The sequence below is a fragment of the Stagnihabitans lacustris genome (assembly GCF_025950525.1).
Classification (GTDB): domain Bacteria; phylum Pseudomonadota; class Alphaproteobacteria; order Rhodobacterales; family Rhodobacteraceae; genus Stagnihabitans.
In genome coordinates, this window is the sequence record NZ_JAPDGS010000002.1 from 150,004 (window position 1) to 166,043 (window position 16,040).

16 protein-coding genes are annotated in these 16,040 nt (G+C 62.5%); 11 read left to right on the forward strand and 5 right to left on the reverse strand.

The genetic code is table 11. The features are described 5' to 3' along the window. Positions 1-13 precede the first annotated feature (13 nt). Positions 14-1,294 (forward strand): aminotransferase class III-fold pyridoxal phosphate-dependent enzyme, encoded by a 1,281-nt coding sequence (locus NX862_RS05310; RefSeq protein WP_264492849.1) that lies wholly within the window; start codon positions 14-16, stop codon positions 1,292-1,294. A gap of 68 nt (positions 1,295-1,362) precedes the next feature. After that, entirely contained in the window at positions 1,363-1,809 is a 447-nt protein-coding gene (locus NX862_RS05315) for a tetratricopeptide repeat protein (protein WP_264492850.1), read from the forward strand. 47 nt (positions 1,810-1,856) lie between these two features. Here NX862_RS05315 and NX862_RS05320 read toward each other — a convergent pair whose 3' ends face one another. Next, positions 1,857-2,657, reverse strand: coding sequence for a dioxygenase family protein (locus tag NX862_RS05320; protein WP_264492851.1), 801 nt, complete (start codon positions 2,655-2,657; stop codon positions 1,857-1,859). Between the two features lie 123 nt (positions 2,658-2,780). Here NX862_RS05320 and NX862_RS05325 point away from each other — a divergent pair, with 123 nt between their 5' ends. After that, a complete protein-coding gene (locus NX862_RS05325; protein WP_264492852.1) occupies positions 2,781-3,968 on the forward strand; it encodes an ATP-grasp domain-containing protein in 1,188 nt (395 codons plus the stop codon). Positions 3,969-4,383: 415 nt separating this feature from the next. Here NX862_RS05325 and NX862_RS05330 read toward each other — a convergent pair whose 3' ends face one another. Next, positions 4,384-5,406 (reverse strand): aspartate-semialdehyde dehydrogenase, encoded by a 1,023-nt coding sequence (locus NX862_RS05330; protein ID WP_264492853.1) that lies wholly within the window; start codon positions 5,404-5,406, stop codon positions 4,384-4,386. Between the two features lie 127 nt (positions 5,407-5,533). On the opposite strand from NX862_RS05330, the gene NX862_RS05335 reads away from it, so the two are divergent. Continuing rightward, entirely contained in the window at positions 5,534-6,562 is a 1,029-nt protein-coding gene (locus tag NX862_RS05335; RefSeq protein WP_264492854.1) for a DUF4424 family protein, read from the forward strand. Here NX862_RS05335 and NX862_RS05340 read toward each other — a convergent pair. From NX862_RS05340 to trhO, 3 genes are read right to left on the reverse strand one after another with little or no spacing between them, the layout of a single operon-like run. Further along, positions 6,544-7,146: a glycosyltransferase family 29 protein gene (locus tag NX862_RS05340; protein WP_264492855.1), complete on the reverse strand. Its 603-nt coding sequence runs from the start codon at positions 7,144-7,146 to the stop codon at positions 6,544-6,546. The genes NX862_RS05335 and NX862_RS05340 overlap by 19 nt on opposite strands. Then, a complete protein-coding gene (locus NX862_RS05345; RefSeq protein ID WP_413694535.1) occupies positions 7,143-8,384 on the reverse strand; it encodes an MFS transporter in 1,242 nt (413 codons plus the stop codon). Before NX862_RS05345 ends, NX862_RS05340 begins: the two co-directional genes overlap by 4 nt. Before the next feature lie 50 nt (positions 8,385-8,434). Then, complete coding sequence (gene trhO, locus NX862_RS05350) at positions 8,435-9,229, reverse strand: oxygen-dependent tRNA uridine(34) hydroxylase TrhO (protein ID WP_264493462.1); 795 nt, start codon at positions 9,227-9,229, stop codon at positions 8,435-8,437. Positions 9,230-9,317: 88 nt separating this feature from the next. On the opposite strand from trhO, the gene pncA reads away from it, so the two are divergent. From pncA to NX862_RS05375, 7 genes are all read left to right on the forward strand, one after another. Continuing rightward, positions 9,318-9,914: a bifunctional nicotinamidase/pyrazinamidase gene (pncA, locus tag NX862_RS05355; protein ID WP_264492856.1), complete on the forward strand. Its 597-nt coding sequence runs from the start codon at positions 9,318-9,320 to the stop codon at positions 9,912-9,914. A gap of 51 nt (positions 9,915-9,965) precedes the next feature. Further along, complete coding sequence (locus NX862_RS05360) at positions 9,966-12,215, forward strand: hybrid sensor histidine kinase/response regulator (RefSeq protein WP_264492857.1); 2,250 nt, start codon at positions 9,966-9,968, stop codon at positions 12,213-12,215. A gap of 51 nt (positions 12,216-12,266) precedes the next feature. Further along, positions 12,267-13,559, forward strand: a complete 1,293-nt coding sequence (pncB, locus tag NX862_RS05365) for a nicotinate phosphoribosyltransferase (RefSeq protein ID WP_264492858.1) — start codon at positions 12,267-12,269, stop codon at positions 13,557-13,559. A gap of 292 nt (positions 13,560-13,851) precedes the next feature. Beyond that, a complete protein-coding gene (locus NX862_RS05370) occupies positions 13,852-14,571 on the forward strand; it encodes a hypothetical protein (protein WP_264492859.1) in 720 nt (239 codons plus the stop codon). Positions 14,572-15,015: 444 nt separating this feature from the next. Then, positions 15,016-15,183: an Arm DNA-binding domain-containing protein gene (locus NX862_RS19435; protein WP_413694536.1), complete on the forward strand. Its 168-nt coding sequence runs from the start codon at positions 15,016-15,018 to the stop codon at positions 15,181-15,183. Between the two features lie 36 nt (positions 15,184-15,219). Beyond that, on the forward strand, positions 15,220-15,405 hold the full coding sequence (locus tag NX862_RS19375; RefSeq protein ID WP_319800864.1) for a hypothetical protein: 186 nt from the start codon (positions 15,220-15,222) through the stop codon (positions 15,403-15,405). 7 nt (positions 15,406-15,412) lie between these two features. After that, positions 15,413-16,036, forward strand: a complete 624-nt coding sequence (locus NX862_RS05375; RefSeq protein ID WP_319800865.1) for a tyrosine-type recombinase/integrase — start codon at positions 15,413-15,415, stop codon at positions 16,034-16,036. Positions 16,037-16,040 lie beyond the last annotated feature (4 nt).

The following is a 16,040-nucleotide window of genomic DNA, read 5'->3' on the forward strand; positions in this document are numbered from 1 at the left end:
CAGGAGGTGCCCCATGATCCCGAACCTGCCCAATGTCACCCGCGCCAAGGGGTCTTACCTGTGGGACGCCACGGGCAAGCGCTATATCGACGGGTCGGGCGGGCCTGCGGTCTATTGCCTCGGCCATGCCCATCCCGAGGTCAACGAGGCCGTCTTTGCCCAGATGCGCGACATCGCCCATGGATATCGCTATAACTTCACCACCGACGCGCTGGAGTCGCTGACCGCGGTGCTGCGCGCCCGGACCGGCATGGCCGAGATGGTCTTTGTGTCCTCGGGGTCAGAGGCGGTGGAAAGCTGCCTGAAAATCGCGTTGCAGTATCACACGGCGCGGGGCGAGGTGACGCGGCGACGGTTTATCTCGCGGGAAAGATCGTGGCATGGCAATACCTTGGGGGCCCTGGGGCTCTCGGGGTTTGCCGAGCGGACGGCGGCCTATGAGGGGGCCTTCATCCCCTCGATCAAGATCCCGCCCGCCAATGCCTATCGCCCCGGTGAGGTGGACCCCGCCGACGCGCTGGAGGCCGCGATCCTGCAGGCGGGGGCCGAGAACGTGGCGGGTTTCGTCTTTGAGCCTGTGGTGGGGGCGGCGGGTGGCTGTGTGCCCGCGCCCGAGGGGTATGCGGCCCGTGTCCGCGAGATTTGCACCCGGTATGGCGTGTTGATGATCGCGGATGAGGTGATGTGCGGGGCGGGTCGCTGCGGCACCTGGCGCGCGCTGGAACATGACGGGGTCAGCCCGGATCTCATGTCGGTGGCCAAGGGTCTGGCGGGGGGCTATGTGCCCCTGGGCGCGGCTTTGTGTTCGGCCGAGGTCTGGGAGGTGATCGCCGCCCGCGATGGCGCCTTTGGCACCGGGCACACCTTTACTGGCCATACGGCGGCCTGTGCGGCGGCTTTGGCGGTGCAACGGGTGATCGACCGCGACGGGCTTTTGCCCCGGGTGGCGGCGAATGGCGACCGGTTGAAAGCCTGGCTGGGGCAGGCTTTGGCCGATGTGGAATGGGTGGGCGATATTCGCGGGCGGGGGCATTTCATCTGCGCCGAACTGGTGGCGGACCGGGTGACGAAAGAGCCCTTCGACACCGCCCGCAAGCTGCATCTGAAAATCCGCGCGCGGGCGATGGAAAACGGGCTGATCTGCTATCCGGTCGGCGGCAATGTCGATGGCAAGCGCGGCGATATCGTCATCCTGGCGCCGCCTTATAATGCAACCGACGCCGAACTGGTCGAGATCATCGAGATAACCGCGCTTTCTATTCGACAGGTGCTGGATTCGGAAAGGATTGGTTAACTTTCACGCTCCATTGATGAGTCGTGAGCCAGATTATGTGGTAGCCAGATAAAAAGAGGAGAGCCGCGATGATCCAGTTCTATTCCGCCTTGATGATCGTCGGGATCGCCTGTGTGACGGTGATGGTGGGGCCGGTTTTCTCGGCCGGGACCGAAGAGACCGTGGTGCAAACCGCGCCTTATGACGAGGCCAAGGCCATGGTCGAAGAGGGCAGCTTTGCCGCCGCCCTGCCCAAGCTGGTGGGCCTGACGCAGAATGATCCGGGCAATGCCGACGCCTGGAACCTCTTGGGTTTTACCTATCGCAAGCTGGGCGCGCTGGAGGACAGCGACGCCGCTTACCTGAAGGTGCTGGCGATCAACCCCGACCATATCGGTGCGCTGGAATATCAGGGTGAGCTGTTCATCACCCAGGGCAAGATCGACGCGGCCAAGGCGAACCTTCTGCGCCTGCAAGAGCTGTGCGGCGACTGCGAAGAGGCGCAAGACCTCGCCAAGGCGCTGGACGCCGCCTAAGGCCGGAAACCCGGGGTATACCCCGGGCTACGCGGCGGACACAGAGGTCACGCCAGGCCAACCGTGACTTTGGCGGCATAGCCCGTGGGGGTCTCTGACATGGCAAGGGTCTGCTGGGCCACCTGTTCCGCCGTGTTGTCGCCAAAGACCATGTCCCGCGCCAGGGTGACATCATCCAGGTTCTGCAGACTGGCCGGATAGCGCGCATCGGCGTAGGCTTGGCGGCAAACGGCCTCCGGCAAGGCCATCTGCGAGGTCAAGAGTGCCATGCCCTGGGTCGCCGCCTCGGCCGAGGCAAAGACCTCGAAGTGGATATGCGGCCAGCGCCCGTCATAGCAGCCCGGAACGATGGTCGTGACCCGCGCCACGCCCCTTGCATCGGTCAGCACGACGCCGCGCAGAAAGTTCTGATCGGGCAGGTCATAAAGCGAATACTGCCCCGCAGCCGTCGCGTGCCACAGATAGATCGCATGACCGGCCAGGGGCGTGCAGCCCGCGACATCGACAAGCGCGATTTCCAGCTTTAGCGGGATGCCATCGGCGGTCCCCGACAGGTCGCCAAACGAGGCGCGGATATCGTCGCGGATCACGCCTTGCTGCTTTAGCACATCGACCACCTGGCCTTCGCGGGTGTTCGACCCATCGGCCGGATAGGGGCCATTGGTCTCACGCGGGGTTTTCAGGCAGGCCTTGTCGGGGCCGAAAACATTGGCCTCGGCATCCGAAGGCGGGGCGCCCTGGGCGATGGCAAAGCCGGCGATCCCCGCCCCCGCCAGCGTCAAAAGCACCCCGCGCCGGCCCATCAGCCGCGGCAGATCCTGCGCCAGACCCTCTTTTTCGTTGTGCATTTTCGCCTCATTTTTAGCAGCTTCCTGTGTGAAACGCGGCAAGCCCGCCGTTCCGTCGCCCGCGTCAACCAATTCTGAACCTCTGAGGGGCCAACTGACCCCCAGGTCCAGAAGGAGCATGGCATGACGAATCTCGCCCCTCTTGCGCAAAGCCTTGGCCAGGAGGCCATTTTGCGCAAGGTCTATGAACAGGCCGATCTTGGCCCCTTGGCCACGATGCTGGCGGAAAGGGCAGGTCCGCGCGATCCCGCAGCGGCTCTCGACCTGTCGACACTGCTGATGACGCAAGGCGGGGCCCTTGCGGTCGAGGGTCAGGCGATGCAGCGCGCCGCAACCCGCTTTCAGCGCAGCTTTGAAATCCCCCATGGCAAGGCGACGGGTCCGCGGATTCTGGCCCTGGTGACGCCCGGGGATTTCATGACGAATACGCCGATCGACTTCCTTTTGGCCGGCACCGATGCCGTGCTGATCCTGCATTTCGTCGATGCCGAGACGGAGAGCCTTTCGGATCTGCCCCCGCATGACGTGGCCTTCATGGCCGTGGGCGAGGGGCCGGAGAATGCGGCCGTGCTGCGCAACCTCTCGCATTTGCTCAAGGATTTCTCCGGCCCCGTGCTGAACAACGCGCCGGAGATGATCTTGCGCTTGTCCCGCGACCGGGTTTCCGCGATGTTGCAGGACATCCCGGGCCTGGTCTGCCCGGCCACAACGCGCATGACCCGCACGGCGCTGACCGGCGTGGCAAAGGCGCGGCGGTTCTTCGACTATCCGGCCGTTCTGCGCCCCATCGGCAGCCATGCGGGCCACGGTCTGGTCAAGGTTTGCGACCCGGACGAGCTGGTGGCCTATCTGTCGCTGAACCCCGAGGACGAGTTCTACACCGCGCCCTTCGTCGATTACCGCAACGCGGCCGGCCGCTTTGCCAAGGCCCGCGTGGTGCTGATCGGGGCCAAGCCCTTCGCCAGCCATCTGGCGGTGTCGGACCATTGGATGGTGCATTACCTGAACGCCGCGATGGAGACGAACGCCGACCGCCGCGCCGCTGAAGCTGCCTGGATGGCGGATTTCGACGCGGGTTTCGCACGCCGTCATGGCGCGACGCTGGCGCGGATGGCCGAGAAACTGGGGCTGGACTATTTCGGCATCGACTGCGCCGAACTGCCAGATGGCAGCCTTCTGGTCTTCGAGATCGACGTGGCGATGATCGTGCATGACATGGATTGCGCGACCCTCTTTCCCTACAAGAAACCGGCAATGCGCAAGCTTTTTGACGCTTTTGTCGCCCTCTGCGACGCCCGGTCGCATGGCTGACAGGCGGGGAGGCGCTGCCTCCCCGAGCCCCTCCGGAATATTTGGGTCAATGTGAAAGCCAAGGGCGCGGCGATCACGCAGGACGCGGCAACGCAAAGACACCCTTGGGGATCAGGCAACACCTGTCCCCAGGGCGCGATCTTGGTCTTTCACCTTGGCGGAAATACGCATCCCAAAAGACCAGACCGGGCTGTGGAGTGACCTTCAAGGCCAAACAGCGTCGCAGCAGGGGCAAAACGTCGCTTGATGGCCCGGTCTTTCATACTGGCCCAAATACTCCCGCCGGAGGCTCCGTCCTCCTAGCCGCATCAAGGTTTGGGCGGTGCAGACCTCCGCCGCTTCCGCCCGCAGGGCCGCCAAAACGAAAGGGGCCCCGCCGTCCGTCGGCAGGGCCCCCTTTGAAATCACAACGAATTTAGCCCTTCTTCAGGACCTTGTTGCCCAGAAGCTCGGCGATCTGCACCGCGTTCAGAGCCGCGCCCTTGCGCAGGTTGTCGGACACGCACCACAGCGAGATGCCGTTGTCGATCGTTGAATCCTGCCTCACGCGCGACACATAGGTCGCGTATTCCCCCACACATTCGATCGGCGTGATGTAGCCACCGGCCTCGCGCTTGTCGATCAGCATCACGCCGGGCGCCTCGCGCAGGATGTCTTGCGCTTCTTGCCAGTCCAGCGGCTCTTCGAACTCGATGTTGATCGCCTCGGAGTGTCCGACGAAAACCGGAACCCGGACGCAGGTCGCCACGACCTTGATCTTGGGGTCCAGGATCTTTTTGGTCTCGGCGACCATTTTCCACTCTTCCTTGGTCGACCCATCGTCCAGGAAAACGTCGATATGCGGGATCACGTTGAAGGCGATCTGCTTGGGGAACTTCTTGGCCGGCACGTCATCCACGGGATTGTAGATCGACTTGGTCTGGTTCCACAGCTCGTCCATGCCCTCTTTGCCGGCGCCCGAGACCGACTGATAGGTCGCAACCACGACGCGCTTGATGCGCGCCCGGTCATGCAGGGGCTTCAGCGCCACGACCATCTGCGCGGTCGAGCAATTGGGGTTGGCGATGATGTTCTTGGCCTTGTAACCAAAGATCGCATCGGCATTCACTTCCGGCACGATCAGCGGGACTTGCGGGTCGTAGCGATACAAGGACGAGTTGTCGATCACGATGCAGCCCGCCGCCGCGGCCTTGGGCGCATAGATCTTGGTCGCGTCCGAGCCCACGGCGAACAGCGCGATGTCCCAGCCGGTGAAGTCGAACGTATCCAGGTCCTTGGTCTTCAAAGTTCGGTCGCCAAAGCTGACTTCGGTGCCAAGAGATTTGCGCGACGCCAGCGCCACGATCTCATCGACGGGGAACTCGCGCTCGGCGAGGATGTTCAGCATTTCGCGGCCCACGTTGCCCGTGGCACCCGCGACGACGACTTTATAGCCCATCGGGGTTCTCCTATAGAACTTTCGACATGAAAGACGGGCTCGCATAACGTGAATAGGGCGCGGGGGAAAGCGGATTCGTTGCGCTTGGGCGGGCGGGTTGCCCTTCCGTGACAAAAGGGAGTTTGCGATGAAACGGGTTTTCTGTGTGGTGCTTTTGGCGGGGCCGGTGATGGCCAACGACGGGTTTGGTGGCTTTTCCGCCACGGGTCTGACCTTTGGCCAGACCGACCAGGTCGCGATGGAGACCGAGGATCTGATGATCGGCCTCGACCGGATTGCGGTCGATTACACCTTTCGCACCCTTGGCGACACGGATGTCACCGGCGAGGTGATCTTTCCGCTTCCCCCGGTGCCGATGGGCGATCTGATCAACGGGATGTGGAACCTGCCCGAAGATACCGACCGCGAGAACCTGATTGATTTCAAGGCCGTGGTCGATGGCGTCCCGATCAAGGTGCAAATCGACCGGCTGGCGGTGATCCTGCCCGAGGCCTGGTGGGACCTGTCGTCCGCCGCGCAATATGACACGCCCGGCCGCGATGTGACAGCGCTTTTGGCCGCCCATGGCATGAGTGTCACGCTGGATGGCGGCAAGGCCTGGGAGGAGGTCAACGCCCTTCCCGCCGCCGCCCGCGATGCGCTTTTGGCCGAAGGCGTGATCGGCGACTATGACGACGGCGCGGGCTTTGACCTTTACCCGAATTGGTCGGTCGTTCTGCGGTATCACTGGACTCAGACCTTCAAGGCGGGGGCTGTGACGAAAGTCCATCACGATTATGAAAACCGCCCCACCGGCGGCGTCTTTGGTTGGGAGGACCCGCCGGAACAGGATTACCTGAAGGACATCGCCCGGACCTATTGCATCGACGCGGGGACCTCGAAGGCGATTTACAAGGCCCTGGCCCGCCCCGATGCACAGGACGGCGCCTGGGGCATGGCCTATAACATCGACTATGTCTTGCGGACGGCGAATTCCTGGGCCGGGCCGATTGGGCGGTTCACCCTGACGCTGGACAAGGGCGAGGCGCGCAACGTGATTTCGCTGTGCGCGGATGGGGTGGAAAAGACCGGGCCGACCACCTTCGTTGTCGAAAAGACCGATTTCACCCCGGATCAGGACCTGAAGATCCTGTTGGTTCAGCCCGCCGGAGAGTGAAGCACAAAGCGGCGGTCGCGGGTGATCAGCGCCTGAACAAAGGCCTTTTCGGCGGCAAAGTCATGGGGCACCTGCGCCGCGGTCCTGCGTCCTGACAAGGACAAAGAGGCAAAGAAGTCAAAGCCCCAAAGGTCCACCCGTTCCGCCCGCGACCGCGCCAGAAGGTCGATCATCATCAGCCCCGTCGTAGGCGGCGCGCCAAGGGTCTGGCGCAGGCGGGCGATGTCCTGCAACGGATGCAGATAGAACCCCGGGCTGGAGGCCAGGGCCCAGGTCAGGCGCTTGCGCTTGGGGCTCATCCACAGGACCCGGCCGGGCCGCAGCCGCGCCAGGTCGGCGGCGGGCAGTCCGGTCGCAAGCGCAAGCATGTCGGTCCGCGTCCCGTGGCTTTGCGCGCTTGGCATCGGCGCGCGGTTGATTCGCACCACGGTCCCGGCCGCGTCAATCTGCGCGCCCGCCCCGGTCAAGGACCGCGCATTGCCGACCAGCGCCACATGCCCGGCGAGGTTCAGGCCCTGCGACAGCGCCGCCAAGGGGTCCTCTTGCCGCAGGGTCCGCGCCCATAGAAACCCCAGCCGGTTCATGCCGGAACGGCGCTGCGGTTCTCGCGGATCGGCAAGTGGATCAGCGCGGAAAAGGCGCCGACGCCGATGCCAACCCACCAGACGACGGTGTAATTCCCCGTCAGGTCATACATCCGCCCGCCCAGCCAGACGCCCAGAAAGCTGCCCAACTGGTGCGACAGAAAGACGAAACCATACAGCGTCCCCATGTAACGGATGCCGAACAGATGGGCGACAAGGCCAGAGGTCAGGGGCACGGTGGCCAACCACAGCGCACCCATGACGGCGGAAAACGCCAGCACGGTAAAGGGCGTCATCGGCGCCATGATAAAGGCCGCCGAGGCGATGGTGCGCGCGGTATAGATCCCCGCCAGCAGGTATTTCTTGGTAAACCGCTTGCCCAGGGCGCCCGCATAGATCGACCCCATGATGTTGAACAGCCCGATCAACGAGATCGAAACCGCTCCCAGAGTCGAGGTCGTCGAAATCCCCATCCCGGCCAGCACGCCATTCGGGTCGATGGCCGCACAGGCCTCGGTGACAAAGGCCGGAAAATGCGCGGTGATAAAGGCCAGCTGATAGCCGCAAGAGAAAAACCCCATGAAGATCATGGCGTAAGACGGGTCCTTGAAGGCGCGGATCAGGACGGTGCCCAGGCTCTCTTGCAGCTCGGCTTTGCTGGCGGGGGCCTGGGCGCGCAGGAAGGGCAGGGCGAAAAGGGCGCAAAGGATCACGGCGGCAAAGATCACGAAGACCGTGGTCCAGGGGAAGTAATGCAACAGCGCCTGCGCGGTGGGCGCGCCGACCACCTGGCCCGCCGAGCCCGCCGCCGTGGCGATGCCAAGGGCCATGGACCGGTTTTCAGGGTGGCTGGCGCGGCCGACGATGGCGAGGATGACGCCAAAGCCGGTGCCCGCGATGCCAAAGCCCACCAGCACCTCCAGCCCTTGCATCGCGCCCGGCGTGGTGGCGAACGACGACAGGACCAGCCCCAGCGCATACATCAGCGCGCCTGCGATGATGGCGCGGCGGTCGCCAAACCGCTCGGCCAGGGCGCCAAAGATCGGCTGGCCGATGCCCCAGGCCAGGTTCTGAATCGCAATCGCCATCGAGAAATCCGACCGCGGCCAGCCGAAGGCGTCATGGATCGGCAGCTGGAAGACGCCAAAACTGGCGCGGATCGCGAAGTTCAGCATCAGGACGACGCAGCCGGCGATAAGGATGGGGTTGAAGACGGAAGGTCTGGCCAACGACGACATGGGGCGAGCTCCTGAGAAGGCGGCCAAACTGACGCCTTGACCGGCCAAGGTCAAATTCCGTTTTGTGATTTCGGGCAATGGTGTGTGGCGCCCACAGGCACCGGCCGCCCGCACTCCATGCACATGCCGGTCTTGCCCTGCGCCAACCCATGACCCACCGCAATCCGGTGATCAAAGACGAAACATTCGCCCTGCCAAAGGCTGTCGGCCTCTGGCACCTCCTCCAGGTATTTCAGGATGCCGCCTTGCAGGTGAAAAACCTCGGCCACGCCTTGGCCCAGCAGGTAGTTGGTCGATTTCTCGCAGCGGATGCCGCCGGTGCAGAACATCGCGACCTTTTTGCCCGCGAAGTCGTCGCGATGCGCCTGCCACCAGGCCGGAAAGTCGCGGAATTTCGTGGTCTTGGGGTCGATGGCGCCGGTGAAGGTCCCCACCTCGACCTCGTAATCGTTGCGGGTGTCGATCACCACGACATCGGGCGCGCGGATCAGGGCGTTCCAGTCGCGCGGCGGGACATGGCGCCCGACCTTGGCCCGCGGATCGACACCCTTCACGCCCAGGGTCACGATCTCGGCCTTGAGTTTCACCTTCATGCGGGGGAAGGGCATTGTTTCAGAAGGACTTTCCTTCCAGACCAGATCGGCGCAGCCTGCCAGCGCGCGGATATGGGCGATCACCGCGTCGATCCCGTCGCGCGTGCCGGCAATCGTGCCGTTGATCCCCTCGGTCGCCAAAAGCAGCGAGCCCATGACGCCCTGATCCGCGCAAAGCGCCTTCAACCCCGGACGCAAGCCATCGGGGTCGGGGAAGTCGGTAAAGTGATAAAGCGCCGCGACGATATACATGCGGGCCAGATAAACCCGCGGAAGGTCAAGGTCCAGCCTCTTGCCTGTGGCGCGGCGTCGCGGCACTCTTGGGCCAAAGGAGACCGCCATGACCGAAGCGCTGATCGTCATCGACGTGCAAAACGACTTCTGCCCCGGGGGGGATCTGCCGGTGACGGGCGGAGATCAGGTCGTGGCGCCGATCAACGCGCTGATGGACCGTTTCGATACGGTGGTTCTGACCCAGGATTGGCACCCGGCCGACCATTCCTCCTTTGCCGCGAACCATCCGGGCGCCCAGGCTTTCACTGAAATCGCAATGCCTTACGGGCCGCAGACGCTGTGGCCTGCGCATTGTGTGCAGGGGACAAAGGGGGCAGAGTTCCATGCCGGCCTGCGCACCGATCCGGCGCAACTGATCCTGCGCAAAGGCTTTCGCGCCGCGGTCGACAGCTATTCGGCCTTCTTCGAGAATGACAAGACGACGCCGACCGGGCTGGAGTTCTATTTGCGTGGCCGCGGGATCACGCGGCTGACGCTGGTGGGGCTGGCCACCGATTATTGCGTGGCCTTTTCCGCCCTGGACGCCCGCGCGCTGGGCTTCGACGTCACGGTCCTGCCCCAGGCCTGCCGGGCCATCGACCTTGCGGGTTCGCTGGCGCGGCAAATGCAGGCGATGGCCGACGCCGGCGTGGTCTTCGGTTAATTCCCTATTAGGGTCATTGCCTTACCCTGCAGGGAACTGCGGAAGGTGGGCATGGAAGACGACGATTCCGAGGTCCTTTTGGATCTGAAACGGCTGGAACACCGGATGAGCCCGCAAGGCCGTCTGCTGAGCTTTGCCCATGGGCGTCTGCGGGCCTTTCCGATGCGGCTGGCCCTGACCTTTTATGGCGTCGCCGTTCTGGCCATGCTGGAAAGCCCTAACCTCGCGCTTTTGCTGGCTTTGCTCAGCATGGTCGGAGAGGCCTTCGACGCGCTTGGCCTGCGCACCGCGATTGCATGGACCGAACGCGACATCGCCCGCGGGGTGCAAAGCCGCCGGCCTTTGCGCGTCATCGCCCTGTTCACCGTGGTGCAGGCGCTGACCCTGGTGGCCAGCGTCGACCTCGCCTGGAGCCATTCGGTCGACCACGGAATCCAGTTCTTTGCCGCGGTCTTTCTTGCCGGGGCGATCATCAACGCGGGCTATGGGCGGCTGCATCTGCCGCAAATCGCCGATTTGCGGGTGGCGATCTATCTGACCGCCGGCGTCTTGCTGAACACCTGGGAGATGGCGCAGACCCCCGGCGGGGTCAGCAAGGACCATATGTATATGGCGGTCTCTTTCCTGCTTTTGGCGATTCTGGCCGCGCTTTTCATCCTGACCGCGCAGCGCAATCACGAACACCGCCGCCTGTCGGAATACCGGCTTTTGCGCCATCAGCAGGAACAGGACCTGGCCCGGGCAGAGCTGGCGAAATCCGCGCGCGACAGTCAAAGGCTGGCCCTGGTGGCGCGCTATGCCAATGATTCCATTCTGCTTTGTGCGCCAGATGGCCGCATCGCCTGGGTCAATGACGCCTTCACGCGGATCACCGGCTATACATTGTCCGAAGTCATGGGACAGCTTCCGGCAGAGGTGTTGAACGCCGACGAGACGGATGGCGCCACAACCTCGCGCTTGGTTGAGGCGCGGCGACGACAGCAACCTGTCCGGGCCGAGATCTTGAACCGTGGCAAGTCGGGGCGGCTCTTCTGGGTCGAAACCTCGATCACGCCGATCTTTGCCGAGGATGGCGCGCTGGTCCATTGGATTGCCGTCGAACGCGACATCACCGAGGCCAAGGCGCGCGAAGCCGAACTGGCGCGGGCACGCCTGGTCGCCGAAGAGGCGGTGCAATCCAAGTCGCGATTCCTGGCCAACATGAGCCACGAAATTCGCACGCCGATGAATGGCGTCATCGGCGTGGCAGAGCTTTTGTCCCAGACAAGGCTGAACGCGACGCAGCGCGATTACGTCGAAACGATCCTGGATTCGGGGCGACTGCTTCTGGAAATCATAAATGATATCCTTGACTTGGCCAAGTTGCAGTCCGGCAGCTCTGCGCTGGAGGCGCGGCCCTTCGACCTGCGCGCCATGGTCGAAGGCGTGGTCCGCATCCTGACCCCGGTTGCCGCCAAAAAGGGCATCGCCCTGCGGATCGAGATGGAGGGGCCTGCTGCCGTTCTGGGCGACGAGGGCAAGTTGCGGCAGATTCTGGTGAATCTTGTGGGAAATGCGGTGAAATTCACCCTGGCGGGCGAAGTGGTTCTGAAAGTCCGCCCGCCCTGCGTGCCCGGTCAGATGCTGGAAATCGCCGTGCAGGACACCGGGATCGGCATCGCGCCCGACCGCATCCAGCGCATCTTTGAAAGCTTTGCCCAGGCTGACAACGGCATCAGCCGGCAATTCGGTGGCACGGGGCTTGGGTTGACGATCTCGTCCATGCTGGCGGAACGGATGGGCGGCGGGATCTCGGTGCGGTCGGAAATCGGCCATGGCTCGACCTTTACCCTGCGCGTCGCGATGCCGCTGACTGGCCTGGCCCCGGTCGAGGCCACGGCCGCCGCCAAGACCGAACTGCGCCCGGGCCTGCGCATCCTCGTGGCCGAGGACAACCGCACCAACATGATGATCCTGCGTAAGATGTTGAAAGATCAGGTCGCCGCCCTGATCGAGGCCGAGGATGGCGAGGAAGCCTTGCGCCTGTGGCATGAAACCCAGCCCGATCTGGTGCTGATGGATGTGCTGATGCCGAAAAAGGACGGGCTGCAGGCGACGCGCGACATCCGTTTGGCCGAGGCAGAGGGCGGCTTGCCGCATTGCCCGGTGCTGGCCCTGACCGCCAATGCCTTTGGCGAGGACCGCGCCGCCTGCCTGGCCGCCGGGATGGACGGCTTTCTGGTGAAACCCCTGAGCAAACAGGACCTTCTGTCCGCCATCGCCCACCATTGCTCGGGCGAACCCCTGCGCGACACCGGCTGATTTGACCTTGGCCCGCCCCGGTGCCATGGTGCTGCCCGAAGGAGCCCATCCATGGTCGAAATTGCCACCCGTGTCTGGAACCACCGCTGGAAGATCGACCCGATCGTCCGGTCCCTGATCGACACGGACTTTTACAAGCTGCTGATGTGCCAGTCGATTTTCCGCAACAAGCCGGATACGACGGTGCAATTCTCGCTTTTGAACCGGTCCTCCAAGATCCGCCTGGCCGAGTTGATCGACGAGGGCGAGTTGCGCGAGCAGCTGGATCATGTGCGCAGCCTCTCGCTGTCGCGGGGCGAAAGCACCTGGCTGCGCGGCAATATGTTCTATGGCAAACGCCAAATGTTCCGCCCCGATTTCATGGAGTGGTTCGAGGCCCTGCGCCTGCCGCCCTATCACCTGGAAAAGCGCGACGGCCAGTTCGAGCTGACATTCGAGGGCCGCTGGCACGAGGTCATGTTGTGGGAAATTCCCGCGCTGGCCGTGCTGATGGAGCTGCGGGGCAGGGCCGTCCTGCGCACCTTGGGCCGGTTCGAGCTGGAAGTGCTTTACGCCCGCGCCATGACCAAGATGTGGGAAAAGATCACCCGCCTGCGCCAGATCCCCGACCTCAAGATCGCGGATTTCGGCACGCGGCGGCGCCATTCTTTCCTGTGGCAGGACTGGGCGGTTCAGGCCATGATGGAGGGGCTGGGCACGAAGTTCACCGGCACCTCCAACTGCCTTATTGCGCAGCGCCGCGACATCGAGGCCATCGGCACCAATGCCCATGAGCTGCCGATGATCTATTCCGCACTGGCCCGCAACGATGCCGAACTGGCCCGCGCCCCCTATCAGGTCTTGGCCGATTGGCAGGAAGAGCATGAGGGCAACCTACGCATCATCTTGCCCGATACCTTTGGAACCAAAGGATTTTTGGACCGCGCGCCGGATTGGCTTGCCTCTTGGACCGGCATCCGTATCGACAGCGGCGACCCAGCCGAGGGCGCGGAAAACGCCATCGCCTGGTGGCAGGCCCGCGGCGAGGACCCGCGGCAAAAGCTGATCATCTTCTCGGATGGGCTGGATGTGACCGAAATCGAGACCCTGCAAGCGCGCTTTGCCGGGCGTTGCAAGGTCTCGTTCGGCTGGGGGACGATGCTGACCAACGACTTCGTCGGCCTGTCGCCGAACGACGGGCTGGCCCCCTTTAGCCTGGTCTGCAAGGCGGTCTCGGCCAATGGGCGCCCGACGGTGAAACTGTCGGACAACCCCAATAAAGCGATGGGCCCGGCCGAAGAGATCGCGCGGTATAAGCGCGTTTTTGGCGTCGGCGACCAACAGGCCTTTGCCGTCCGGGTCTAGGGTCAGGAGCCATTCATGATGCCGGGCGCGTGTCTTCATGGTCGGTCAGGAGACCTGATTGGGGAGCAACCCGTGCCGGCTGACCGAAGCCCGGATGGACCGGCTTCCGCCTTCCTTTCCCCAAAGCCACGGGCGTTGTTGGCCTTGAAATCACGACGGGAACCGCGGGTTTGATTTACAATCAATGCAGGGCCTGTGATTTTACCCGCTCAAGAGCTGCCATAATTCCAGCAAGGATCAATTTTTCCTGGTGGCGTCCGGCGATCTGCTGGCAAGAAAGACGAAATAAATCATGACCTCGTATTTGAAATCTGAAATCCTGTGCATTTTCATGGAAACGGAAAAAGATTCTCTGGGTACAGGGTGGGAGGTGAGAAGGTCTGGCTTGCGTTATGCCAAGAAACTCTGCTTTGGTGTTGCGCAATACCTTGATCCGATTTTCACATTCACGGATGGGGGAAAATTCTGCGCATTGCAGCCAAAGGCACCTTTGGAGTCCGCTTCTACACGGAAAGTATTCGCTCAGATTTTTGGAAAACCAGGCTCAGGTCCTGCGCAGATCAATTTGCAGATGAGAGGGTGTGGTGTGAAGGATAGGCGATCATCACTCTGGAAAGAACGCTTCAACTCGGCCAATCTGGAATTCATAGAGCTCGAGGTCAAGGAGCTGCCGCGAGAAAAGGGTTGTTATCAAAAGAACGAGTTGCCTTTATTCCTTGCAGAGCTTAGGAAAACTGTCGATGCTATTGTATTATCAGATTACGATATTTCCTCTGAGCGTTCTTTTTTGGAATCGTTGCCGCGATCCTATAAAATTGAGAACTTGACCGAGAATTACTATGGAATCCCATACGGCGGGGCGGAGGCTTTTGCCATAGCACGACTATTGTGCGGCGAAATAAACGTATTTGAAAGAATTCGCGCCTCTGGGATAAGTTTCGGTCCTGTTTGGAGCCGAAATCTGGCCAGAGTTGAGGAATTCGCGAATGAAATCGAGCCATTGGCGGTTTAGCCATCCTCTGTTGGTGGGCATCCAGACGACCCTTCGTCAGGGTTGAAATGACCCGTCAACGATAGGGAATGGATCAAATCCTGCGGCTGGTGAAGAAGATCGGGGTCGGGCGTGGCATGGGTTAAGCGACTGTCGGCTTTCAACCACTAGGACTCCTTTTCTTTATCCAATGCAAGCTGAAAACTTGATGGTCAGGCCTGCAAACCGGCATTATATACCGCAAGATAAACCGCGCCATCATTGCGGAGGCGCGGCTATTGTGGCGACTGGTGCCGGAGATGGGCAACGAAGCACCATATTGGTCCTTCTCAGGTCTAATCAAACACCAGACCTCGACCGAACCCGACTTACAACGTCTTCTATCCGCTACAGTCCCTCTCATCCGGTCCTAAAGTCAAAGGTGGATAAACGGGTGGACAGGAAGATCGCACATCCCTGAACAAGTTGACCGCCCAAGAGGCGAAAACTTCCAAGCCTGGCAAGAATAGCGACGGCGGCGGGCTTTGGCTCCATCAACGTGAGGGCAGCAAAGGCCAATGGGTCTTGCGCGTCACGGTTCACGGGCGGCGGCGGGAAATGGGTCTGGGCTCCACCCAAGACGTTAGCCTATAGGATGCAAGGACGGCGGCTTCTAAATGGCGGGCTCTGGTGGCTCAAGAGGTGGACCCGATCAATCAACGCGAAAAGGATCGGCGCGAGGCTCTGCGCAACCTCCACCTGCAGAAAGACAGTGCCGAGGACGCCTTCAACAGCCGCAAAGCCGAATTGAAGGGTGATGGAGAGGCCGGGCGTTGGTTCTCCGTGGGCGCTTCTCGTTCTGCCAAAGCTGGGTAAGGTGCCCGTGGCCGACATTGACCAGACCGATATTCGCGACACTCTGGCGCCGATCTGGCACACGAAAGCCGACACCGCGAAGAAGGCCCTCAACCGCTTGGGGATCTGCTTGACCCATGCCGCGGCGCTGGGCCTCGACGTGGACTTGCAGGCCACCGAAAAGGCGAAGGTGCTTCTGGGCAGGCAGCGGCATAAGGTCCGGAACGTGCCCTCTGTCCCCTGGCCAGAGGTGCCCGCCTTGGATGCCAGCCCGTCAGACGGCTCCATCCCCCACCTGGCCTTGCGGCTTCTCATCCTGACAGGTGTCCGCTCTGGCGATAATCGACCAAGCCAAGCCCCTGGCCCGGGAGGGCTTCCGTTCCCCGGCGTCAAAGAGGGCGTAATCTCGGACATGACCATGGGACGACTCATGGAGCGGATGGGGGTGGCAGCCCGCCCGCACGGCTTCCGCTCTAGCCTGCGCAATTGGCTGGCCGAGGCCACCGACGCGCCCCATGAGGTGGTCGAAAGCTGCCTGGCCCATGTCGTGGGCGGCACGGTCCAGCGGGCTTGTCGCCGGACGGATTATCTTGATCAAAGGCGCGTCTTAATGGCGCGCTGGGTAAAGCAGGTGACGGGTCAAGACAAATAGGCAT